This is a genomic window from Paludibacillus litoralis, assembly GCF_037646705.1.
Lineage (GTDB): Bacteria > Pseudomonadota > Alphaproteobacteria > Rhodobacterales > Rhodobacteraceae > Pikeienuella > Pikeienuella litoralis.
In genome coordinates this window covers 111,588-134,403 of record NZ_JBBHER010000008.1, presented here as the reverse complement: position 1 = coordinate 134,403, position 22,816 = coordinate 111,588, and the positions used below count along the sequence as shown (strand labels likewise).

The following is a 22,816-nucleotide window of genomic DNA, read 5'->3' as shown; positions in this document are numbered from 1 at the left end:
CGCCGGGCGACCCGGCGACAGAACGCCCAAGGAGACGGTGCGATGCGAAACGAGAATCCGATCTGGCCGCTGGTCGACGAAAGGCGCGAGGCGTTCATCGGCCTGGCCGACCGCGTGTTCGACATGCCTGAGGTCGCGTATACCGAAACGCGGTCCTGCGCCGAGCACACCGCGATGCTGCGCGAGCAGGGCTTTCGCGTGCAAGAGCATCTGGCGGGCATCCCGACGGCGGTGATGGGCGAGGCTGGCGAGGGCGGCCCGGTGATCGCCATTCTGGGCGAATACGACGCTCTGCCGGGCCTCAGCCAGCAGCCCGGCCTGGCCGAGCCCAGACAGATCAGCGAAACCGGCTATGGCCACGGCTGCGGCCACAACCTTCTCGGCTCGGCCGCGCTCTCGGCCGCCACGGCCGTCAAGGATTGGCTGGAGGCCGAAGGCCTGCCGGGCCGCATCCGCTATTATGGCTGCCCGGCGGAAGAGGGCGGCGCCGCCAAGACGTATATGGTCCGCGACGGACGATTCGACGATGTCGATATCGCCATCACCTGGCATCCGGCCAGCTTCAACGCGGTGGACGACATGCGGTCGCTGGCGAACACCCGGATCGACTTCACCTTCACCGGCAAGGCGTCCCACGCCGCCGGCGCCCCCGAACTGGGGCGGTCGGCGCTGGATTCCGTCGAATTGATGAACATCGGCGTCAACTACCTGCGCGAGCACATGCCCGACGCCGCCCGCGTCCATTACGCCTATCTTGACGCCGGCGGCGAGGCGCCGAACGTGGTGCAGGCCAAGGCGACCGTGCGCCAGTTGATCCGAAGCCCCGACCTTCAGGGCCTGCAATCGCTGGTCGAGCGTGTCCGCAGGATCGCCGACGGCGCCGCGCTGATGTCCGGCACGACCGTCACCTCGCAGGTGTTCTCGGCGGTGTCCAACCTGCTCGGCAATCGCCCGCTGCAAGAGGCGATGCAGGCCGAGTTCGACGCTCTCGGCCCGGCGCCGTTCGACGCCGACGACATCGCCTTCGCCGCCGAAATCCGCAAGACCCTCTCCCGCGAGGAGATCGCCGACACCTTCCAGCGCCTCGCGATGAAACCGGATTACGATCTGGCGCTCTGCGACTTCATCGCCCCGCTGGACAGGCCGTTCATGGGCGGGATGGGATCGACCGATGTGGGCGATGTCAGTTGGGCGGCGCCGACCGTCCAGGCGCGGGTGGCGACCTGCGCTATCGGCACGCCGCTTCACACCTGGCAACAGACCGCTCAGGGCAAGACGTCGGCGGCGCACAAGGGGATGCTGCATGCCGCCAAGGTGATGGCGGCGACCGCGCGCCGCGCCCTGCGCGACGACCGGCTGCGGGCCGCGGCGCGAAAGGCCCATGCCGAGCACCTGAAGGAGTTCCCCTACGCCTGCCCGATCCCTCCGGAAACGAAACCGCCGATCGCCGCGGAATGACCGGAGACCTTGAGAGCCGCGTCTTCGGAACCGGGCCTTGAGAGACTGACGATCGACCTGCGCGGCGCGGCGCTCAATTCATGATCTTGATGTCGAACAGCCAGGCGATCAAGGGAACCGGCGCGACCGCCAGGCCTATCGTCAACAGCGTGGCGGCGGGGCGGAACAGGCGGCTCAGGCCCGCCATGAACAGGATGCCGCCGCCGCCGCCGATGAGAGAATTGCCGGGCAGGTTGACCAGCGCGGCGAGCAGGAGATAGCGATAGCGCGAGACAAACGGGCGCGCCCACGCCGGCGCCCGGCTTCGCAGCATCTGGACTCTTTCCTCGCTGGTGAGTGGAGCGATCCGATCCAACAGCGCGCAGGCGCGGCGCATCCGCATGTCGGCCAACATGCCGTGCAGGCGCGAGTAGGGGAGCCATGCCCCGGCGGCGTAGGCGGCCCCCAGCCCCATTATGGTCGCGGCGTAGATAAGCGGCGAGATCGGGGCCCCTTCCATGGCCATGAGCAAGAGCCCGAGTTCGACACCGGGCACGAAGGGGATGGCGATGAGCAACGCGTAGGTCAGCACCAGCGCGATCAGCACTCCTGTCCGGGCGTGGGGATTCCCCGAGATGGAGAGATGCGCCGCCCAGCCGATCAGAAGATGAACGCCATACGCGGCCAGCAGCAGGACGGCGATCCTCAGAAGAATGCGGATCGTCGCGCCCTTTGGCTCGGGCGCGGGGGGGAGGTCGGGCTCACCCGCCATCGGCGGTCGTTACAGGGGGATCGCCATCGACAAGCGTCAGAACGCGATCACGCCAGGAATGGCCCGACGACCGGGCGCGACTCCCCGCGCGGTCGCGCCCGGTCGCGGGCGCGCAAAGCCCGCCGCGACGGCGCGCCCGAGGCCTGCTGACGCCAAGACCAGTTTGAACGACAACCGTATCCTTGCTCCCTCAGCGTTCTTGAGCGCATTTCAGCGGCGGCCGCGCCGGCGAAGGCGAAATGAGCCGCCTCCCGGCGCACTGTAAGGATTAACACCCCGGACACGAGAGCGACTCAATCGTCGTTCATCCTTCTCCCGCCGATTGTGAACCAAATTTTCGTGAAGTCGCCCGTGAGCCGGTTCCGACCTTGCAGCGGGCCTCCATGCGCCTTGGCCGCGTCCTCCTCTCGGCAGGATGCGGGTCATGAGCGTGATCGCGAGGGCGACCGGCGGTCTTGTCGATGGCGCGCCGATACGCGCCCTCCGGCGCCCCGGGTTGCGGCGGGCAGCTTCAGCCATGGCCCGTCGGGCGAGGTTTCCGGAGTTCCGGGCGCGTTTCTCAGCGCGCTGCGCGGCGGGTCTGACGCGCCCGCGCCGTCATGCGATCGACCAGCGGCGCAGCATCTGCTCCGACAGATCGACGAGGTCGGGCGAAACGAAGTCCGGCTGCGGCGCCTGCTCCGCCGGGAACGGGGCGTTATGGGGCCGTGTCACCAGCGCGCCCAGCCACCCGGCGGACTGGGCGCCGATCGTGTCCCAGACGTGACAGGCGACCAGACACAGGTCCGACGGCTGAACATCCATCTCCGTCGCGACGTGAGCGTAGGTTTCGGGGGCCGGTTTGAATTTCCGGACGGCGTCGACGCTGAGCGAGCGCTCGAAGAACCCGCCGATCCCGGCGCGCTCGAGCGGCGAAGGGCCCGGCCCGGGCGCCGAGTTGGTGAATGTCGCCAGGCGCAGGCCCGCATCCCGCAGCCGGGTCAGGGCGGGGACGACGTCGGGATGGGCGGGGAGCGCGCCCATGCGTTCCTTCAGCTCATCAATGTCCTGGTCGGTCACGGGCGTGTTCTTCGTTCGCCCGATCATGCGCAAGGCTCCGACGGCCAGCGCGCCAAACGGCGTATAGAGCCCGGAGAGGGTCATGGTCTGGGAATAGAGGACCAGCTGCGCGAACCATTCCCGCATGACGGATCCATCGTTGAACACGCGGTCGAACAGAGGCTCCAGCGTGGTGATGTCGAGCAGCGTTTCGTTTACATCGAACACAATGACGGAGGGTGTCTTGGCGTTCATTGAAATGTCCTCGGTGTCGAATGTTTCGCCCGCGGCCGATTCCGGCCGCGCCATGTCAGGATAGGAACGAACGAGAGGTCTGAACACACCCGATTGACGGCCCGTTCATTCGCAATCGATGGGCGCCGCTCAAGACCATCGGGGCCGCCCTGAAGACGGCGCCGATGCGGCGGCGATGACCCGGTTTGCGCCGAGAGCGCATCGGAGCGCCGGCGGCTGGAGGCCGGAGGGAATCCGGTCCCCGACCGTAGCGGTTGGGCTTCCGCCCGGGGCGCTATCGCGCGCCGCTCGGCCCTGTCGCTCGCGGGGCGTTCACGCCGCCAGCGGCGCCTATCGGATGACCAGCACGGGAATGGTCGTCTTGACCAACACTTCCGACGTCTGGCTTCCGAGCAGCAATTTCTGCACGCCGCGTCGGCCATGCGAAGACATCACGATGAGGTCGCAGCTCCGGATTTCGGCGAACCTGACGATGGCTTCGGCCGGCGCGTCATCGATCTCATGCGTCAGGTCCACTGTGATGCCGTGTTCACGCGCGCGCTCCCTGATGAAGGCGAAACGCTCCTTCATGAGGTTGTCGATCTGTTGATCGTAGCGGGTGGCGGCGTTCTCGACGCCGGCCAGTTGAGCCGCGCGCGCCGCTTCCGGGCGCAGGGGCTCCGAAACCGTCAGGACCGTAATCTTCGCGCCGAGCTGTTTGGCGAGCGCCAGACCATGCTCGAGCCCCTTTTGGGCAAGCTCGGATCCATCGGTCGCAACCAGAATGTGTTTGTACATTCGCACCTCCATGTAGAGCCTGCGTCTCGGCTCGGTCCATGCATCATCTATAGAACAATCCGAGGCGATGGACAGCAGGCGTCTCACGGCCTGCTCTCCCGGCGGCCTCGTTTATCGGTCGGCGCCGCCCAGGTTTCGGCCCTCCTTTGGCCGGTTGGCGCATGCCTGCGCCGTCACCCCGCCGAGATCGATCGGCGAAACAGGATCAGGCTGGCGGCGAGGAACCCCGCGCCCAGAATGAAGGTCCAGAAGAATTCCGGCCAGACGATCGCGAAATCGGCGCCGCGATAGGTGATGGCGATGGCGAACTCCATGAAATGGCGCGAGGGAAGCAGCCAGGTGATGGGCTGCAGCCACAAGGGCTGACTTTCAATGGGCGCGACGCCGCCCGACAGAATCATGATCGGCATGATGACCAGCATCAGGAGCAGCGCGAATTGCGCCATGGTCCGCGCCAGGATCCCCAACAGCACCCCGATCGACGCGGCGGCGAAGAGATAGATCGCCGCGCCCGCCAGCAGCAATCCTTCGGATCCGGCGAACGGCACCTTCAGCGCGCCTTCGACGACAATGAAAAGAGAAAACACGAAGGCCGCGAAGATCACGAGACTGTTGGCGACGATCTTGGCGAACGCGATCTCGATCGCGGTGACCGGCATCAGCAGAAGATGCTCGATCGTGCCGTGTTCACGCTCGCGGATCACGGCCGCGCCGGTGAGAACGATGGTCAGCATCGACAGCGCGTTCAAGAGCGAGGAAATCGACCGCAACCACACCGCATCGCCCGCCGGGTTGAATGACCGGCGCAGCACCAGGTCGATGGGCGGCGCCTGAACGATGTCGTGACCGGCCGCGAAACGGTTGATTTCCTCATTGAACGTGGCCGTCAGATAGCCGGCGCCCACGGCGGCGGCCTGCGTTTTGGTGGCGTCGATGTTGAGCTGCAAGGAGGGCGTGCGCCCGGCGCGCACATCCGCCTCGAATCCGGCGGGGATCACCACGACGAAAACCGTCTCGCCCCAATCCATCATCCGGTCGATCTGGTCGGCGGTGGTCTCGAGCGGCGGCAGATAGCGCGGCATCTGAAGGGAGGTCTGAAGCGCGCGGCTGAGCGCGGACCGGTCCTCGTCGACGAAGGTGACGGACGCCTTGTTGAGCGTTTCCCCCTCGCTGGCGCTTTCGATGTAGAGACCGGGCCCGAAAGAGTAGATGACCAGGAGCAGCAGGATGGCTTCGCGCCAGAGCGTGCGGAACTCCTTGATCATCAGCCAGAAGACGTTCGCGACGCGCCGCATTCCTCACGCCTCCTGCTTTTTCATGAACAGGACCGCCACCGCTACGAAGACCGGCGCGAAGAGAGAGATCAGCAGGATATTGGGGCCGAGCTGCTCAAAGCTGAGCCCCTTGGCGAAGGCGCCGACGCTCATCTGCATGAAATAGTTGGTGGGCCAAAGCTGCCCCATGAGCCGCCCGGCCCCCTCCAGTGTCGAGACCGGCTGCGTGAGGCCTGAAAACTGCACGGTCGGCATCATCGCCAGCACCATGGTCGCGAAAACCGCGGCCACCTGGCTGCGCACGAACACCGCAACGATCAGGCCGAACCCGGTCGCCGCCGCCACATAGGCGAGCGCTCCCAGCGCCAGCGCCAGCGCCGAGCCTTTGAGCGGGACGCCGAACAGGAACACCGCCATGCCGGTCAGAATCAGCCAGTTGACGAAACCGACGCCGATATAGGGCAGCTGCTTCCCCAGCAGATACTCCAGTTTGCTGGTGGGGGTGACATAAAAATTGGTGATGGTGCCGATCTCGCGTTCGCGGCTGACGCTGACCGCCATCAGGATGGCGGGAAACAGCATCAGCAGGATCGCGGGCACCGACGGGGCCATCGCAGGCAGCGATTCAAAGCTTGGATTGTAGCGATACCGGGGCTCGATGTTGACGATGGGCTGCGCCATGCCCTCCAGGCCGGCCGCCGCGGCGCGCGTCGCCAGGAACGCGCCGTGCGCGCCCTGCACGTAGCCCTCGACCGTCGCCGCGCGAATGGTGTCGGCCCCGTCAATCCACGCCGCCACGCTTGTGGGCCGCCCAGCGGTGACGGCGCGGCCGAATCCGGCCGGGATCTCGATGGCCAAAGTGATTTCACTGGTGACCATCCGGCGCTGCAATTCCGCGACGCTGGCGACCTCCGGGACCTCTTCGAAATAGGTCGAGCCAGAGAAATTGGCCAGATAGGCGCGGCTTTCGGGCGTCCGGTCCAGATCATAGGCGGCGTATTTCAGCCCGTTGACGTCCATTGAGATGCCATAGGCGAACAGCAGCATCAAAAGCATGCTGCCGACGAACGCGAAGGCCAGGCGGATCGGGTCGCGCATCACCTCCAGCGCCTCCCGGCGGCTGACGGCCAGAAGCCGCGTCAGCCCGGCGCCGCGTCGGCGCCGCGGCGGCGTGGGCGCGCCGCCGCTCAGCCTTTCGGGCGCGGCGCCGGGGGCGTCCATCGCCTCCGTGATATAGCGGATGAAGGTCTCGTTCAGCGATGTCGAGCCGCCCTCGGTCGCCAGATTTTCGGGCGTGTCGCACACCAGCACATCGCCCGCATGCATCAGGCTGATCCGGTCGCACCGCATGCCCTCGTTCATGAAATGGGTCGAGATGAAGATGGTCACCTTGTCGCGCCGCGACAGCTTGGCGAGCGACTCCCAGAACTCATCGCGCGCCACCGGATCGACGCCCGATGTCGGCTCGTCGAGGATCAGCATGTCCGGGCCGTGGATGATCGCGCACGCCAGCGACAGGCGCTGCCTCAGCCCCAACGGCAAGTCGCCCGCAAGCGAATCCGCGTGCGAGCGAAGGTCGAATTCATCCAGAAGCGCGATGATGCGAGGTTCGATGGCGGCGGGCGGCATGTGGAACAGGCGCGCGTGCAGGCTCAGATTCTGGCGCGCCGTAAGCTCGCCATAGAGCGAGAAGGATTGAGACATGAAACCGACGCGCCTGCGCGTCTCGATGTTGCGCGCGTCGGCCTTTTCGCCGAACAGCCACGCCTCGCCCTCGCTGGGGGCCAGGAGGCCGGTCAGCATCTTCATCGTGGTGGTCTTGCCGCAGCCGTTCGAGCCGAGAAAACCGAATATCTCGCCGCGCCGGATCTCGAAACTCACATCATCGACGGCGGTGAAATCGCCAAACCGTTTGGTCAGGCCCTTGGCCACGATCACCGGCCCGCCTGCGTCCCTGTCCTCCAGCGGCGCCATCTTCACCGGATCGCGCTTGCGCTGCTTGCTTTCGGGCAAGAGCGACACGAACGCCGCTTCCAGGGTGTCCTCGCCGGTCTCGGCGCGCAGTTCAGCCGGCGCGCCGGTGGTGAGGATGCGCCCGTCGTCCATGGCGGCCAGCCAGTCGAAGCGGTCGGCCTCCTCCATATATGCGGTCGAAACCAGCACGCTCATCCCCGGACGGTCGGCTCGGATGTCGTCGATCAGGTCCCAGAACTGACTGCGCGACAATGGATCGACGCCTGTGGTCGGCTCGTCCAGGATCAGAAAATCGGGGTCGTGAATCAGCGCGCAGCACAGGCCGAGTTTCTGTTTCATGCCGCCTGACAGTTTTCCCGCCGGACGGGTCAGGAACGGATCCAGCCCGGTGGCCCGCGTCAGTCGGTCGATCCGCCGCCGCCGCTCCGTCCCGCCATGGCCGAACAGGCGGCCGAAGAAGTCGAGGTTCTCGAAAACGCTCAATTCCTGGTAGAGGTTCTTGCCGAGGCCCTGCGGCATGTAGGCGATGCGGGCGAACACCGCCTCGCGCCGGCGGCGGTCGGCCATATCCTGGCCCAGCACCGTCACCGCGCCCGCCTGAATCTTGCGGACCCCGGCCAAAAGGGCGAGCAAGGTGGATTTCCCTACCCCGTCCGGTCCGATCAGCCCCAACATCTTTCCGGCCGGCAGAGCCAGCGTCACGTCATCGAGCGCCAGGACCTCGCCATAGCGATGCGTGACGGTCTGGACGCGGGCGACCGAGGCGACCGGCATCGCTCAGCCTCCCGGCAGCTTGTCGGCGGGGATCGGCTGGCCCACGAACTCGGCGGGCCAGGGCAGGCTCTCGGCCCCCGCAAGCCGGATATAGGCGACCCCCCGCAAACCGGTCTTCACCTGTTCGATATAGGCCTTCACCAGTTCCTCGGGCAGGCGAACCTTGACGCGGAACATCAGCTTTTCACGCTCGCTGGCGGTCTCCACCTGCTTGGGGGTGAACTGCGCCTCGGGCGAGACGAAACTCACATAGGCGGGAATCGCGTAGGGAATGCTGTCGAGCCGGATCCGCGCTTCCGCGCCGATGCCCGTGCGCATCGCCTGATCGGCCGGCAGGAACGCCTCCATGTAAACCTGGGACAGGTCCAGCAGGGTGACGACCTTGCCGCCGGCGCCCAGAACCTCGCCCGGCTGGGCCAGACGATAGAGGATGCGGCCGAACACCGGCGCGGTCAGGGTGGCGTCGGCGACCTGCGCCTCGAATTGAGCGACAAGCGCGGCGGCGGCCTCCACGCTGCGCTCGGCGGTGTTCAACTGGGCGATCGCCGCGTTCAGAGCGGCCTCGGCCGTGGCGAGGCGGGTTTCCTTCTCATTCGCGAGCGCCTGCGAATTCACGCCTCGCTCGACCAATGTGCGCGCACGGGCGAATTCCTCTTCGGCGAGCGCCCTTTCGGCCCGGCGCTGTTCGATCAGGGCGCGAACCTCCTCGACCTGGCTGGCGGCGCGGGCCGCGTCGGCCCTGGCGCGCGCCACCTGCGCCGCAAGTTCGCGCGTGTCCATCACCGCGAGAATGTCGCCAGCCTGCACGAGCTGGCCCTCGCTCACACGGATTTCGGCAATCCGACCCGGCGTCTTGGTCGCGATGTCGATCTGGTCGGCCTCAAGCCGGCCATTGCCGCTGGCGAAGCCGTCCGGGAGCCCTCCGACGTTTCGCTCCCAGACATACCAGCCGATCGAGGCGATGACGGCCAGAACCACGATCGCGGCGCTTACGGGCCGAAGGTATCCCATCGATGAAACTCCATTAAATCCCGTCCTCCAAAGTGTGGTGTTCCGAGGGATCGGACGCAACGACCCGCGGATCGCGCGCGGCGGGTTCTAGCGCTGCGCAAGCGGTGAAACCGGGGCGTCATCCGGCGGCCGGGGGGTGATCGCATGCGATCGTCGAGACGGGAAGCGGCGCTCCGGGCGCGGATGGAGCGCCGCTTCAAGTCGGGTCGCGGCCCGCGCGGAGGCGGCCCGCCCGCTCATGTCTTGAGGACGCGGTAGATCGCCGGGATCACCAGCACCGTCAACGCCGTGGAGGTCAGCAACCCGAACAGCAGCGAGAGCGCGAGGCCCTGAAAGATCGGGTCGGCCAAGATCACCGCCGCGCCGATCATGGCGGCGATGGCGGTCAGGAGGATCGGCTTGAACCGGGTGGCGCCCGCTTCGATCAGGGTATCGACGGTGACGCCGCTTTCGGGGGCGGCGTGGCGGATGAAATCCACCAGCAGGATCGAATTCCGCACGATGATCCCGGCGAGGGCGATGAAGCCGATCATCGACGGGGCCGAGAACGGCGCGTTGAACAGCCAGTGCCCGAACACGATGCCGAGAAAGGTCAGCGGCACCGGCGTGAGGACGACAAGCGGCAGGCGGAACGACCCGAACTGCGCGACGACGAGGATATAGATCCCGAGGAGCGCGACAGCGAAGGCCGCGCCCATGTCGCGGAACGTCACCCATGTGATCTCCCATTCGCCGTCCCAGAGCAGAACCGGCGCGCTGGTGTCGGCGGGCTGGCCGTTCAGGCGAATTTCGGGTCTCGGCGTATCGCCCCAATCCATCGCCTCCAGCCGGTCGGCGACCGACAGCATGCCGTAGAGCGGGGCCTCGTATGCGCCGGCCAGCTCGCCCATCACCATGACGATGGAATGACCGTTGCGCCGGAAGATCGGGTAAGAGGCGCGCTCCTCGCTGATCCGCACTACGTCGCCGAGTTCGACCACCCCGCGCGCCCCGGGAAGGGCGTTGACCGGGATCGGCGTGGAGAGCGCCGCCTCGCCCATCACGCGTTCGCCCCGGGGGCGGGCCATGACGATCGGAATCGGTTGGCGCCCTTCGCGGCGATGCGAATAGCCGATGGTGGTGGTGGAATTGAGCAAGCGCAGCGTCTGAAGCGCGTCGCCCTCCTGCACCTTGAAGAAATTCATGTCGCTGGCGTTGAGATGGGCGCGGAGACGCCGCGGCCGCGCGCCGTAATTGTCGTCCACGTCGACAATGAACGGCGTGTCGTGAAACGCCTCGCGCACCTTGTCGGCGACCGCGCGGCGGGTGGCGCCGTCCGGGCCGTAGATCTCGGCGAGAAGCGTCGCCAGAACCGGGGGGCCGGGGGGCGGCTCGACCACCTTGAAGACCGCGCCTTCCGGCAGGTCGAGGCCGCCCGCCAGCCGCTCACGCAGATCGAGCGCGATGGCGTGGCTCGTGCGGTCCCGTTGGTCCCTGGCCTTGAGGTTCAGCTGCACCTGCCCCTGTTCGGGGCTGAACCGGATGTAGTAATGCCGCACCAGCCCGTTGAAATCGAAGGCCGCCGGCGCGCCCGCATGGGTCTGGGCCGAGAGGACCTCCGGCATGGTCAGCGCGATGCGCGCGGCGGCCTGCGCGGCGGCGTCCGTATCCTCGACGGCAGCGCCTTCGGGCAGGTCGATCATCACCGACAGCTCGGACTTGTTGTCGAACGGCAGCAATTTCACCGTCACGTCGCGCGTATAGAACGCGGCCAGAGAACCGAAGGAGAGCGCGGCCACGATCAGCAGAAACAGCCATGCGCGCCATTTGCTCTTGAGGAGGGGCCGCGCGACGGCGGCGTAGATCCGCCCCAGCCCGCCGCCGGGATGGGCGGCGCCCGCTCCCGCATGGGCGATGGTGGCGGGGCTGGCGAATTTCATCATCATCCAGGGCGTGATCATCACCGCGACGAAGAAGGAGAAGATCATCGCCGCCGACGCGTTGGCGGGAATGGGGCTCATGTAGGGGCCCATCATGCCCGAGACGAACAGCATCGGCAGCAACGCCGCAACCACGGTCAGCGTGGCGACGATGGTGGGGTTGCCGACCTCGGCCACCGCTTCGACGGCCGCCCGCCGCGCGCTCTTGTCGGCGGGCTTCAGGCCCCAATGGCGGGCGATGTTCTCGATCATCACGATGGCGTCGTCGACGAGGATGCCGATGGAGAAGATCAGCGCGAACAGGGAGACCCGGTTCAGCGTGTAGCCCATGATCCAGGCGGCGAACAACGTGAGCAGGATCGTGACCGGGATGACCACGGCCATGACGGCCGCCTCGCGCCAGCCGATCGCCAGCAGGATCAGCAAGACGATGGAGAGCGTGGCGAGCGCCAGATGGAAAAGCAGCTCGTTGGCCTTCTCGTTGGCGGTCTCGCCGTAATCGCGGGTGATCTCGACGCTTACGCTGTCGGGGATCAGGTCGCCCTGCATCGCCTCGACCCGGCGCAGGATTTCGTCGGCCACGGTCACCGCGTTGGCGCCGGCGCGCTTGGCCAGAGCCAGCGTGACCGCCGGTCTGCGCGTGATCGCTCCGGCGGCGTCGCGGGTCAGCGTGGCGACATGCTCCTCGTTCATGTCCGAGACGAAAGCCACATCGGCCACGTCGCGCACATAGACGGCGCGCCCGTCGCGCGCGGTCACTTCCAGATCGCCGATCTCGCCGGGCGTGGAGAGGGTCCGCCCGATCACGAGGCCGATCTGCTCGCCCGCGTCGCGGAGATCTCCCGCCGGCGCGGCCCGGTTGGCGCCTTCGACCTTGGCGGCCAGTTGCTGCAGGGTGACGCCGTAAAGCGCGAGACGCTCGGGGTCGGGCGCGATGCGCAGGACCTGATCGGTTTCGCCGACCAGATAGGTCAGCCCGACATCGTCGATCCGGGCCAGCTCGACCTCGACCTCGCGGGCGATGCTGGTCAGCGTGTCGGCGCCGATATCCTCCTCGCCCGGCGTCGGCGCGAAGGTGAGCGCGACGATCGCCACGTCGTCGATGCCCCGGCCGACGACCAGCGGCTCGGGGACGCCTACGGGAATCCGGTCGAGATTGGCGAGGATCTTGTCCCGGACCCGCAGGACCGCGATGTCGGAAGAGACGCCCACCTCGAACCGGGCGGTGACCATCACGCGGTCGTCGCGGGTGTCGGAGTAGACATGTTCAACCTGACCGATCCCCTTGACGATGGTCTCCAGCGGCTCGGTCACCAGTTTCAGCGCGTCCTCGGCCGCCAGCCCATCGGCCCGCACATGAATGTCGACCATCGGCACGGAGATCTGCGGCTCCTCCTCGCGCGGAAGGTTGACCAGCGCGATCAGCCCTACGGCGAGCGAGGCGATCAGGAGAAGCGGCGTCAGCGATGAGGCGATGAAGGCGCGGGTCAGCCTGCCGGCTACGCCCAGCCCGTCCGCTCCGTCACTCATCCGGGGTCACCACGCGGTCGCCGGCGCTCAGCCCGGTCAGGATTTCGCGCCACGTCGCGCCGCCGTGTTCAACGGTGTCGCCCGGCACGACGACGCGCGCCACCACGCCGTCCGGCCCTTCGACGTCGATATAGTCCAACCCGTTTCGGGTCGAGAGCGCGTTGGCGGGCGCAAGGATCGCCCGCCGCGCGCCGATCGGCAGCCGCACCTGCACGCGCCGGCCGACAAAGCGCGCGTCGAGCCCCGCAACCTCGACATCGGCCAGCACCCGGCCCTCCTCGATCTGCGGGTAGAGCTTGACCAGCCGGCCGACGCGCCGGCCGTCGCCATCGCCTCCGATCACGATCTCGTCGCCCTCGGACAGCGCCTCGGCGTGGCGTTCGGGCAGGGCGAGGCGCAGAAACACGCCGCCGCCGCCGATCTCCGCCACCGCTTCGCCGGGGGTCACCACCGATCCGCGCGCCAGCGGCGCCGACAGGACGACGCCGGTCAGCGGCGAGAGCACCGCGCCTTCGCTGACCCGCTGCGCGATGACCAGCCGTTCCGCGTCGAGGCTGCGGATCTGGCCGCGGAGCACATCGACCTCGGTGCGCAACTGATCCATCCGCTGGGCGGTGACCACCCCGCGCTCCAGCAAGGTCTGGCCGCGCGCGAGATCGGTCTCCGCGATGGCGAGCCGGGCGCGCAGCGCGTCAAGCTGCGCGTCGAGAGAGGCGGCCTGGAACGCGAACTTGTCATCCTCCACCAACGCGATCTGCTGGCCGGCCTCGACCCGGTCGCCCGCGCTCACGTCCAGGCTGTCGAGAATGCCGCCGATGCGGGCGCGGGCCGGCACGCGGTCGCGGGTCTCGACCATGCCGTAGACCGATTTCCATTCGGTGATCTCGACCGATTCAACCGTCAGCGCGTCCGCTTTCGCCAGATTTCCCATGCAGAGCAGCGACGGCAAAACTCCCAAGACAATCCATCGCCTGATCATCCGCTCGCTCCTTGCTCGTGGTCGACCAAGCATTCCCGCCATCGCCTGGAACTGCAACGTGCAACAATGGCGCGGCCGCCTGCGTCAGGAGGAAGCGGACGATTTCCCGTCCGCTCCCGATTTCGCTCGCCGGGCGTGCGTTCAGGGCCAGGGCCGCCACCAACTCCAGGCTTTCGCCGAGGCCGGAAAAACAGACAAACCTTGCCATTCGAGGCCCCGCGCAACACGATCACGCGTATTCAGCGGTTTGACCACGCGACCATCCGGCGCCGACCACGGGAGGGATCGACATGTTGCGGCAGCTATTGAGCGCGGTGTTGGTCCTCGGGCTTTCCGGGGCGGCGCTCGCCCAGAGCCCATCATCGCCCGCCGCCGGCGCGGCCATCCCAGAGATCACGGCCGATCACGCCAGGTTCGACAGTTTGAAGGGGCCGTTCAAGACCGGATCGGACGTGACCAGAGCCTGTCTCGGTTGCCATACCGAGGCGGGCAAGCAGATCACGCGCTCCATTCACTGGACATGGGAGACGGTGAACCCGACGACAGGGCAGACCCTCGGCAAGAAAAATGTGCTCAACGCATTTTGCGGAAATCTGGCGACGAACGAGCCGCGCTGCACGTCCTGTCATATCGGTTACGGCTGGGAGCGGACCGCCAGCTTCGATTTCACCGACGAGACCAGGATCGACTGTCTGGTCTGTCACGACACGACCGGCGACTATGTCAAATGGCCGACCGAGGCGGGCCACCCGCTCTATGCGCCGCGCACGCAGGCCAGCCGGATGGTCCCCTACGCGGACGCGCTGATCGTCGAGCAGGCGGACGGGAAACTGACGCATCTTCCTCCCGATCTGGCCAAGGTCGCGGTCAATGTCGGCCGGCCTACACGCGAAAATTGCGGCAACTGTCACTTCTACGGCGGCGGCGGCGACAATGTGAAACATGGCGACCTGTCGTCGGCCCTGCTCGATCCGAGCCCGCATGTCGATGTCCACATGTCGCCGGACGGGGGCGATATGGTCTGCGTCGATTGCCATGTCGGCGACCGCCATGAATGGCCGGGCTCGCGCTATCACGGGACGCTCACCGATACGTCCGAGCAGCGGCCGGGAATGCGGAACGTCCGTGTTCTCGCCTGCGATTCCTGTCATACGTCCACGCCGCATGAGGCGCTGTCGCTCAAGGGCGCCAAGTTGAACGATCACGTCGCCCGCGTCGCTTGCCAGACATGCCACATTCCGGAATTCGCCAAGGGCGGCGTCGCGACCAAGACCTGGTGGGACTGGTCGACGGCCGGCAAGCTGAAGGACGGCTTGCCCTATGCCGAGGAAGACGAGAACGGGCGCATCGCCTATCTGACCATCAAGGGGGATTTCCGGTGGGCCGAGGATGTCACGCCGGACTATGCGTTCTGGAACGGCGTCGTCGAATACACCTTGCTGGGCGAAAAGATCGATCCGAGCGGGCTCGTCGGCGTCAACCGGATCGGCGGCGGGCCGGACCAGCCGGGGTCGGTGATCTTTCCCTTCAAGCGGATGCTGGGCAAGCAGGCCTATGACAAGGTCAACGAGAACCTGATCCAGAGCAATGTCTACGGCCCTGAGGGCGACACCGCGTTCTGGAGCAATTACGACTGGGACAAGGCGCTGAAGGCGGGGATGGAGGGCAGCGGCGTGCCCTATTCCGGCGAGTTCGGCTTTGTCGAGACCGAGATGTGGTGGCCGACGACCCATATGGTCGCCCCCGCGTCCGAGGCGCTGGAATGCGGCGCCTGCCACGCGCGGGATGGCCGGCTCGCCAATCTGGCCGGATTCTATTTGCCGGGGCGCGACAGGTTCGCCCTGACCGACCGGATCGGCCTCTGGCTGCTCGCGCTGACGCTGGGCGGCGTGGGGCTTCATGCGGGATTGCGGATCGCGCTGGGCCGGCGCCGGCGCGACCGGGGGGAGGGCTGAGCCATGGCGGAGCGCCAATACGTCATGATCTTCACCCGGTTCGAGCGGTTCTGGCACTGGATGCAGGCGCTTCTGGTTCTGGCGCTGCTGTTCACGGGCGCGCGGTTGCACGGGCTGATCAGCGCGCTGGACTGGTCCGGCGCCTTCACGCTGCATCTGATCGCGGCGGGGGCGCTCATCCTTCTCTGGGTGTTCGCCATCTTCTGGCATTTCACCACCGGCGCCTGGCGGCACTATATTCCGACCCTGCGCAATCTGCTCCCGGTGATCCGCTTCTACGCCTATGGCGTCTTTCGCGGCGAGGCGCACCCGGCCAAGCCGACGATTCACCGCAAACACAATCCGTTGCAGCGGCTCAGCTATCTTTTCCTGAAGCTGGTGATCAACCCGGCGATCTGGGCCACCGGCGTCCTCTATCTGACAGTGAACCTGACCGGGTTAGACCTTCAGGCGGTGGCCTGGCTGCATGTGGTCGCGGCCTATGCGATGGCGATCTTCGTGGTGATCCACGTCTACATGGCGACGACGGGCGACACCCCGATCGCCTATCTGAAGGCGATGACGACCGGATATGAATGGGTGAGTGTGAAGAAGGACGAGAGCGGCGGATAGCCGACATATCGGAGGCCGGTTCACTGAATCCGGCGCCCGCGTTCTGACGTCGGCTCGGACATGAGCGGGCCGGGCGCCGCAGGCGCTACGCTCATCCAAAACACCGGCTGCTCCATTTCGGAACGCCGCAATTCGCGGGGTTTTCACGAAGCGCCCGTCCTGACGCGCTCTTCGCGTGGAGAATGGCCGTGTCCGGCGACGGTCTCATGCGGGTCCGCGGATCGCGCCGGATCCCGCGGCCGGATGTGAACTGGCGGCGGCATGCGAAGTCGTGCCAATAGGGCGGCGGGTCGCGAGGCGGGGGCGATCCCTTCGGGCGCGCGTCGAACATGCAAGCGGGTATGGCCATGATCGAAACACGGTCAGAGAAAAGGCCGGTGGTGCGGCGGGGCGCGAACGCGCGTATTGTCGCGCCCGTGGCGCGCCAGTTGCGCGCTGCCGCCGCATTGTCGGTGGGCGCGGGGCTCGTCTGGCCCGTGCAGGCGGCGGCGCTGGCCTGGGCGATCTCCGGCTGGGTGGCGGGAGATCTGGAGCGCACCCCTTGGGCGGCGCTGATCTTCGTTCTGGGCGGGATCGTGCGCGCGGCGATCGATCATCGCGCCGGACGCCATCTCTTCGACGCCGCCGACCGGACCATCACACGCGAACGGGCGGCCTTGATCCGGCGGGAGGCGCGTTCGCGCGCCGGCGCCGGTTCGGCCGAGATCGCGGCGCTGATCGTGCAAAAACTGCCGCTGCTGCAGCCGTGGATCACCCGGTACTACGTCGCGATGGCGAGGGTGCTGGCGCTTCCCGTCGTCCTTCTCGCGTTGACGTTCTGGTTTTCATGGGCGGCGGGCCTGGTTCTGCTGATCGCCGGGCCGTTGATCCCGGTCTTCATGGCGCTGGTCGGGATGGCGGCGGAACAGGCGTCCCGCCGGCAGATGGACGAGATCGGGTCGATGAACGCGATGCTGATGGACCGCCTGTCGGCCATGCTCGACATCCGGCTGCTCGGGGCGACGGAGCGGGCGGCGGCGGATTTCTCGGACCGGGCCGAGGGGCTCCGCCGCCGGACGATGGCGGTTCTGCGCATCGCGTTCCTCTCCTCGACCGTGCTGGAGCTGTTCAGCGCCATCGGCGTCGCGATGGTCGCGGTTCTTGTCGGATTCACGCTGCTCGGCGCGATCGGGTTCGGCGGCTGGGGCGGGCCGCTCGGGCTTGGCGAGGGCGTGTTCCTGTTGCTGATCGCGCCGGAGTTCTTCCAGCCGTTCCGCGATCTCGCCGCCGCCTGGCATGACCGCGCCGCCGGGTTGTCGGTCGTGGCCGATCTGGAGGCGCTCGACGCCGCCGAGCGCGTGTCCTTTCTCGGGCGGGCCGATGCGCCCGATCCCTTGCCGGGGCCGTTGACGCTCGTCGTGTCGGGCGCCGTCGCGGCGCTGCCGGGGCGGGATGTTCCGCTGCCGGCGTTGCGGCTCGGCGCGGGAGAGTCGCTCGCGCTGACCGGGCCGAGCGGAGCGGGCAAGAGCACCTGCCTTGCGGCGATCGCCGGGCTGGTTCCGCAGGTCGCGGGCGGCGTGTCGGTCTGCGGCCGGCCGTTGGATCACGAGACCGCCGACGCCTGGCGCGCGCGGCTCGCGCTCATCCCGCAGGCGCCGCATTTCCCGGATCAGACCCTGCGCGACTGGCTCGACGCCGACGGGCGCGGCGCGGACCCCTGGCCGGCCCTGAGACTGGCCGAGGCGGATGGGGTCGTCGCGCGGCTGGCCGACGGGCTCGATACGCGGCTGGGCGAGACCGGCGGCGGCGTGTCGGGAGGGGAGGCGCGGCGGCTGATGATCGCGCGCGCGGTGTTGAGCGGGCGCGAGTTGATCCTCGCGGATGAGCCGACGGCGGATCTCGACCCGGAGACGGCGGCGCTGGTCGTCCGGGCGTTGATCCGGCTGCAGGAGAGCGGGCGGAGCCTGATCGTGGCGACGCATGATCCGGCGGTGGCGGGCGCGATGGACCGATCGATCGAGGCGTCGGCGTGAAGGCGCTGCGTCCCATCATTCGCCTGCTCTTGACGGCGGCGCCCTGGGCGATGGCGCGCGGCGCGGCGTTGAGCGTCATCGTCCTCTTGATGGGCGCGGCGCTCCTCGGGCTTTCCGGCTGGTTCATCACCGCGACGGGAATCGCCGGGATCGCCGGGATCGGGATCGCTTTCGATGTGTTTCGCCCGTCGGCGGGCGTCCGGTTTCTGGCGCTTGGCCGCACCGCCGCGCGCTATGGCGAACGGATTCTGACCCATGACGCGACGTTGCGCGCGCTGGCCGCGCTCCGCGTGACGCTTCTGCGGCGGCAGGCGCGGCGGGGGGCGCGCGATCTGGCGCGTTTGCGCGGCGAGGCCGTGCTGACGCGGATCGTCTCGGATGTGGACGCGCTCGACGGCGTCGTTCTGCGGCTTTTGCTGCCGGGACTGGCGGCGATCGTCACCCATGGGCTGGTCTTTCTCGCGCTTGGCTGGCTGGCGGGCTGGCCGGTCGCATGGGCCGTTCTGGGCGCGTACGCCCCGTTCGCGGCGTTCATTTTCTGGCGTCTGGCGCGCCGCGGCGTCCAGCCTTCGGACGCGGTTGAAGCACAGGATCAGAAGCTGCGGCGCGGCGTCATCGACATGATCCGAAATCGTCAGGCGTTGATCCTTGGCGCGGCGCTTGGCGCGCGCGAGGCCGCGTTGCTCGGGGTCGACGCGGACTCTCGCGCCGCCGCGCGGGCGCTGGACCGGGCGGACCGGAATGCGGGCGCGGCGCTCTCCGCGCTGGTCGCGGTGGTCGCCGGGGGCGCGCTGATCGCCGGAGGCTGGCTGATCGCGAGCGGGGCCGCGGGGCCGGCGGTCGCGGCGATCGGCGTTTTTGTCGCGCTGGCGCTGGCCGAGACCCTGCCGCCGCTCAGACGCGGGTTCTCCGAGTATGGAAAGATGGCCGGCGCCGCCCGGCGGATCGGCGGGGACGCGGCGGCGCCGCCGGAGGCGCTCGACAGGGGCGGCGCGGGCGCGGCGGGCGCGCCGCTGCTGGCGATCCGGAGGCGCGGGTTGAGCCTCGAGCTTGAGCCGGGCGACGCGGTCGCGCTGACCGGGCCGAGCGGCGTCGGCAAGACAAGCCTGCTGATGGAGATCGCCGGGTTGGCCGGAGGCGATGGGATAACCATCCTCGGGCGGCGCCCCGATCACTGGCCCGACGCGGCGCTGAGGGAGGTCGTGGCGATGGTCCCGCAGCGGAGCGCGCTGATCGCCGGGACGATCCGCGAGAACCTCGCTCTGGCGGCCGACGCCGATGACGGCGCGATGTGGCGCGCGTTGGCCGCGGCGGCGCTCAGCGAGGTGATCGAGGAGCGCGGCGGGCTAAACGCGCGCCTGGGGGAGGCCGGCGCGGGCCTTTCGGGCGGACAGGCGCGGCGCCTCACCCTGGCGCGGGCGGTTCTGAAGCGCCCCCGGCTGCTCCTTCTCGATGAGCCGACCGAGGGACTGGACGCCGCCGCCGCCGATCGCGTTTTGTCGGGCGTTCGGGCCGCGTTGCCGCGCGCGGCCATCCTCGCGACACTGCACCGCAGCAAGGATCATCCGATCTTCGATAGACAAATTTCCTTGAGTTTGTGACGATGTCACCGTCCCAAAACCAACGGGGATGTATGTCCGCATCGTTAACAGGCCGCCCGGAATTCGTCGGACGGCGTCGGATTGCGTCATCATAAGCTAAGGAGCCCGAGAGATGGATCTCGATGTCGTCGAGCTGTCGCGTCTGCAATTTGCGACGACGGTGATGTATCACTTTCTCTTCGTACCGTTGACGCTCGGCCTGTCGGTGATCGTCGCGATCATGGAGACGGTCTACGTCATGACCGGCCGGCCGATCTGGCGCCAGATGACCAAGTTCTGGGGGCTGCTTTTCGGGATCAATTTCGCGCTTGGCGTCGCCACGGGCATCACCATGGAATTTCAGTTCGGGATGAACTGGTCCTATTTCAGTCATTATGTCGGTGATATCTTCGGCGCTCCGCTCGCGCTCGAAGGCTTGATGGCGTTCTTCCTCGAGGCGACCTTCGTCGGGTTGTTCTTCTTCGGTTGGGACAAGTTGAGCAAGGTCGCGCATCTGACCGTGGCCTGGCTGGTGGCGATCGGGTCGAATTTCTCCGCGCTCTGGATTCTGATCGCCAATGGCTGGATGCAGAACCCGGTCGGCGCGGAATTCAATCCCGAAACCATGCGGATGGAGTTGACCAGCTTTTTCGACGTGATGTTCAACTCGGTCGCGCAGGCGAAATTCGTCCATACCGTCTCGGCCGGTTACGTGACCGCGGCGGTGTTCGTGCTGGGCGTGTCGGCCTGGTACATGTTGAAGGGGCGCCATACCGAGCTCGCCCGCCGGTCGATCACGGTGGCGGCGTCGTTCGGCCTCGCTTCGGCCCTTTCGGTGGTGCTGCTGGGCGATGAATCCGGCTATGACGTCTCGCATAACCAGAAGATGAAGCTCGCCGCGATCGAAGGCATGTGGGAGACCGAGCCGGCGCCGGCGCCGTTCAACCTGATCGGCTTCCCCGATCAGGAGGCGCGCGAGACGCATTATACGATCAAGATTCCATGGGTGATGGGCCTGATCGGCACCCGCTCTCTCACGACCGAGATTCCGGGGATCAACGAGTTGGTCGCGGAATCCGAAGAGCGCATCCGGTCGGGCGTCATCGCCTATGACGCGCTGATGACGATCCGCGAGCAGCGGGACGCCGCGCCGCAGGACGTGCGCGAGGCGTTCGAGGAGCACGGCGGCAATCTTGGCTACGCCTTTCTGCTGAAACGCTATCTGGACGACCCGCGCGAGGCGACCGAGGCGCAGATCCTGCAGGCCGCCGATGACACGGTGCCGAATGTCTGGCCGCTCTTCTGGTCGTTCCGGATCATGGTCGCGCTCGGCTTCAGCTTCATCGCGGTGATGGCCTATTTCTTCTGGCGATCCAGCTTTCGCGGGCAGAACTATCCGCGCTGGGCGCTTTGGGGGGCTGTGGCGATCATCCCGACGCCCTGGATCGCCGCGGAACTGGGCTGGATCGTCGCCGAATACGGACGCCAGCCCTGGACGGTGGACGGGGTGCTGCCCACGGCGCTCTCGGTCAGCCATCTGTCGGTCGGGGATCTCCTGCTGACGCTGGCCGGCTTCATGATCTTCTACACGGGCCTCTTCGTGGTCGAGATGGGTTTGATGCTCAAATTCATCCGCAGAGGGCCGGTCGAGGATGTCGTGGAGACCGAGATCTGGACGGCGCGGCACGAACAACGACTGCGCGGGAGCGATGGGACGGTCCCCTTCGCCGCGACGACTGCGGAGCAAGCGCGATGATCCTCTATGAACTGATTTCCTACGACGTCCTGCGCGTGATCTGGTGGCTGCTGCTTGGCGTCCTGCTGATCGGCTTCGCGATGACGGACGGCTTCGACATGGGCGTGGGCGCGCTGCTGCCTTTCGTCGCGAAGACGGATGTCGAGCGCCGGATCGCCATCAACACGGTCGGCCCGGTCTGGGAGGGCAACCAGGTCTGGTTCATCCTCGGCGGCGGCGCGATCTTCGCCGCCTGGCCGCCGCTCTACGCGGTCAGTTTTTCGGGCTTCTACCTTGCGATGTTCGTGATCCTCGCGGCGCTGATCGTGCGGCCGGTGGCGTTCAAGTATCGCTCGAAACGCGACTCCGCGGCCTGGCGCTCCGCCTGGGACTGGGGACTTTTCGCCGGCGGGGCGATCCCTGCGCTGATTTTCGGCGTCGCGGTCGGCAACGTGCTGCAAGGCGTGCCGTTCGAGCTGACGCCGGATCTTTTCGCCCGATATGAAGGGATGGTTCACGCCAAGTTCTTTGGTCTTCTGAACCCATTCGCCCTGCTGACGGGGCTGGCGTCTCTGGCGATGCTCACCACGCATGGCGCCGCCTGGCTGTCCTTCAAGGCGGAAGGCGAGGTGGCGATGCGGGCGCGCTCCATCGGCGCGGTTTCCGGCGCGCTGACGATCCTCTGCTATGTGCTGGCCGGGCTTTGGCTCGGTTTCGGAATAGGCGGCTATGAGCTGACCGAGGCGGCCGCCGCGAACGGCCCGTCGAATCCGCTCTATTCCGAAGTGGCGCGCACCGGCACATGGCTCGCCAGCTATGTGGAGCGCCCCTGGATCGCGCTGGCGCCGGCTTTGGGGCTCCTCGGCATGGTGATGACGGTGCTGGGCCTGCGCGCCGGGCGCGAGGGTTCGACGCTGCTCTGGTCCAAGCTCGGCATCTTCGGCGCGATTTCTTCGGTCGGGCTGACCATGTTTCCGTTCATCCTGCCCTCGTCGCTCGATCCGCGCTCGTCGTTGACCGTGTGGGACAGCTCATCCTCACACCAGACGCTGTTTGTGATGCTGGTCGGGGCGGTGATCTTCATGCCGATCGTTCTGGCCTATACGGCCTGGGTCTATCGGGTGCTCTGGGGCAAGGTCGCCGAGGCCGATGTCACGGATTCCGGCTCGGCGTACTGAAGAA

15 protein-coding genes are annotated in these 22,816 nt (G+C 67.3%); 7 read left to right on the top strand and 8 right to left on the bottom strand.

All coding sequences use genetic code 11. The annotated features are described in order from the left end of the window. The first annotated feature begins 42 nt into the window (after window positions 1-42). Window positions 43-1,458, top strand: a complete 1,416-nt coding sequence (locus WG921_RS15030; RefSeq protein WP_340110069.1) for a M20 family metallopeptidase — start codon at window positions 43-45, stop codon at window positions 1,456-1,458. Between the two features lie 73 nt (window positions 1,459-1,531). Here the strand turns inward: WG921_RS15030 and WG921_RS15025 are convergent, their stop codons facing one another. The 8 genes from WG921_RS15025 to WG921_RS14990 all read right to left on the bottom strand — a co-directional run bounded on the left by WG921_RS15025 (window position 1,532) and on the right by WG921_RS14990 (window position 13,740). Then, window positions 1,532-2,209, bottom strand: coding sequence for a hypothetical protein (locus WG921_RS15025; protein ID WP_340110068.1), 678 nt, complete (start codon window positions 2,207-2,209; stop codon window positions 1,532-1,534). Window positions 2,210-2,806: 597 nt separating this feature from the next. Continuing rightward, window positions 2,807-3,502, bottom strand: coding sequence for a haloacid dehalogenase type II (locus WG921_RS15020; RefSeq protein ID WP_340110067.1), 696 nt, complete (start codon window positions 3,500-3,502; stop codon window positions 2,807-2,809). Between the two features lie 330 nt (window positions 3,503-3,832). Further along, entirely contained in the window at window positions 3,833-4,366 is a 534-nt protein-coding gene (locus tag WG921_RS15015) for a universal stress protein (protein WP_340110065.1), read from the bottom strand. Window positions 4,367-4,452: 86 nt separating this feature from the next. Beyond that, window positions 4,453-5,574 carry an ABC transporter permease gene (locus WG921_RS15010; protein WP_340110064.1) on the bottom strand — a complete coding sequence of 374 codons (1,122 nt, stop codon included), beginning with the start codon at window positions 5,572-5,574 and terminating at the stop codon, window positions 4,453-4,455. 3 nt (window positions 5,575-5,577) lie between these two features. Next, window positions 5,578-8,301: a ribosome-associated ATPase/putative transporter RbbA gene (gene rbbA, locus WG921_RS15005; RefSeq protein ID WP_340110063.1), complete on the bottom strand. Its 2,724-nt coding sequence runs from the start codon at window positions 8,299-8,301 to the stop codon at window positions 5,578-5,580. A 3-nt stretch (window positions 8,302-8,304) separates the two neighbouring features. Beyond that, window positions 8,305-9,312 carry an HlyD family secretion protein gene (locus tag WG921_RS15000; protein WP_340110062.1) on the bottom strand — a complete coding sequence of 336 codons (1,008 nt, stop codon included), beginning with the start codon at window positions 9,310-9,312 and terminating at the stop codon, window positions 8,305-8,307. A gap of 236 nt (window positions 9,313-9,548) precedes the next feature. After that, window positions 9,549-12,761 (bottom strand): efflux RND transporter permease subunit, encoded by a 3,213-nt coding sequence (locus tag WG921_RS14995; RefSeq protein ID WP_340110061.1) that lies wholly within the window; start codon window positions 12,759-12,761, stop codon window positions 9,549-9,551. After that, window positions 12,754-13,740 (bottom strand): efflux RND transporter periplasmic adaptor subunit, encoded by a 987-nt coding sequence (locus WG921_RS14990; RefSeq protein WP_340110060.1) that lies wholly within the window; start codon window positions 13,738-13,740, stop codon window positions 12,754-12,756. Before WG921_RS14990 ends, WG921_RS14995 begins: the two co-directional genes overlap by 8 nt. Window positions 13,741-14,030: 290 nt before the next feature. On the opposite strand from WG921_RS14990, the gene WG921_RS14985 reads away from it, so the two are divergent. The 6 genes from WG921_RS14985 to cydB all read left to right on the top strand — a co-directional run bounded on the left by WG921_RS14985 (window position 14,031) and on the right by cydB (window position 22,812). Next, the gene (locus tag WG921_RS14985) at window positions 14,031-15,695 is read left to right on the top strand and encodes a tetrathionate reductase family octaheme c-type cytochrome (RefSeq protein WP_340110059.1); all 1,665 of its coding nucleotides are present in this window, start codon (window positions 14,031-14,033) and stop codon (window positions 15,693-15,695) included. A gap of 3 nt (window positions 15,696-15,698) precedes the next feature. Further along, window positions 15,699-16,307, top strand: a complete 609-nt coding sequence (locus tag WG921_RS14980; RefSeq protein WP_340110058.1) for a cytochrome b/b6 domain-containing protein — start codon at window positions 15,699-15,701, stop codon at window positions 16,305-16,307. A gap of 428 nt (window positions 16,308-16,735) precedes the next feature. Beyond that, window positions 16,736-18,319, top strand: coding sequence for an ABC transporter ATP-binding protein/permease (locus WG921_RS14975; RefSeq protein WP_340110057.1), 1,584 nt, complete (start codon window positions 16,736-16,738; stop codon window positions 18,317-18,319). Continuing rightward, the gene (locus WG921_RS14970) at window positions 18,316-19,920 is read left to right on the top strand and encodes an amino acid ABC transporter ATP-binding/permease protein (RefSeq protein WP_340110056.1); all 1,605 of its coding nucleotides are present in this window, start codon (window positions 18,316-18,318) and stop codon (window positions 19,918-19,920) included. The genes WG921_RS14975 and WG921_RS14970 overlap by 4 nt, the downstream gene beginning before the upstream one ends. Window positions 19,921-20,032: 112 nt before the next feature. Further along, window positions 20,033-21,655, top strand: coding sequence for a cytochrome ubiquinol oxidase subunit I (locus tag WG921_RS14965; RefSeq protein WP_340110054.1), 1,623 nt, complete (start codon window positions 20,033-20,035; stop codon window positions 21,653-21,655). Then, window positions 21,652-22,812, top strand: a complete 1,161-nt coding sequence (gene cydB, locus WG921_RS14960; protein WP_340110053.1) for a cytochrome d ubiquinol oxidase subunit II — start codon at window positions 21,652-21,654, stop codon at window positions 22,810-22,812. The genes WG921_RS14965 and cydB overlap by 4 nt, the downstream gene beginning before the upstream one ends. Window positions 22,813-22,816 lie beyond the last annotated feature (4 nt).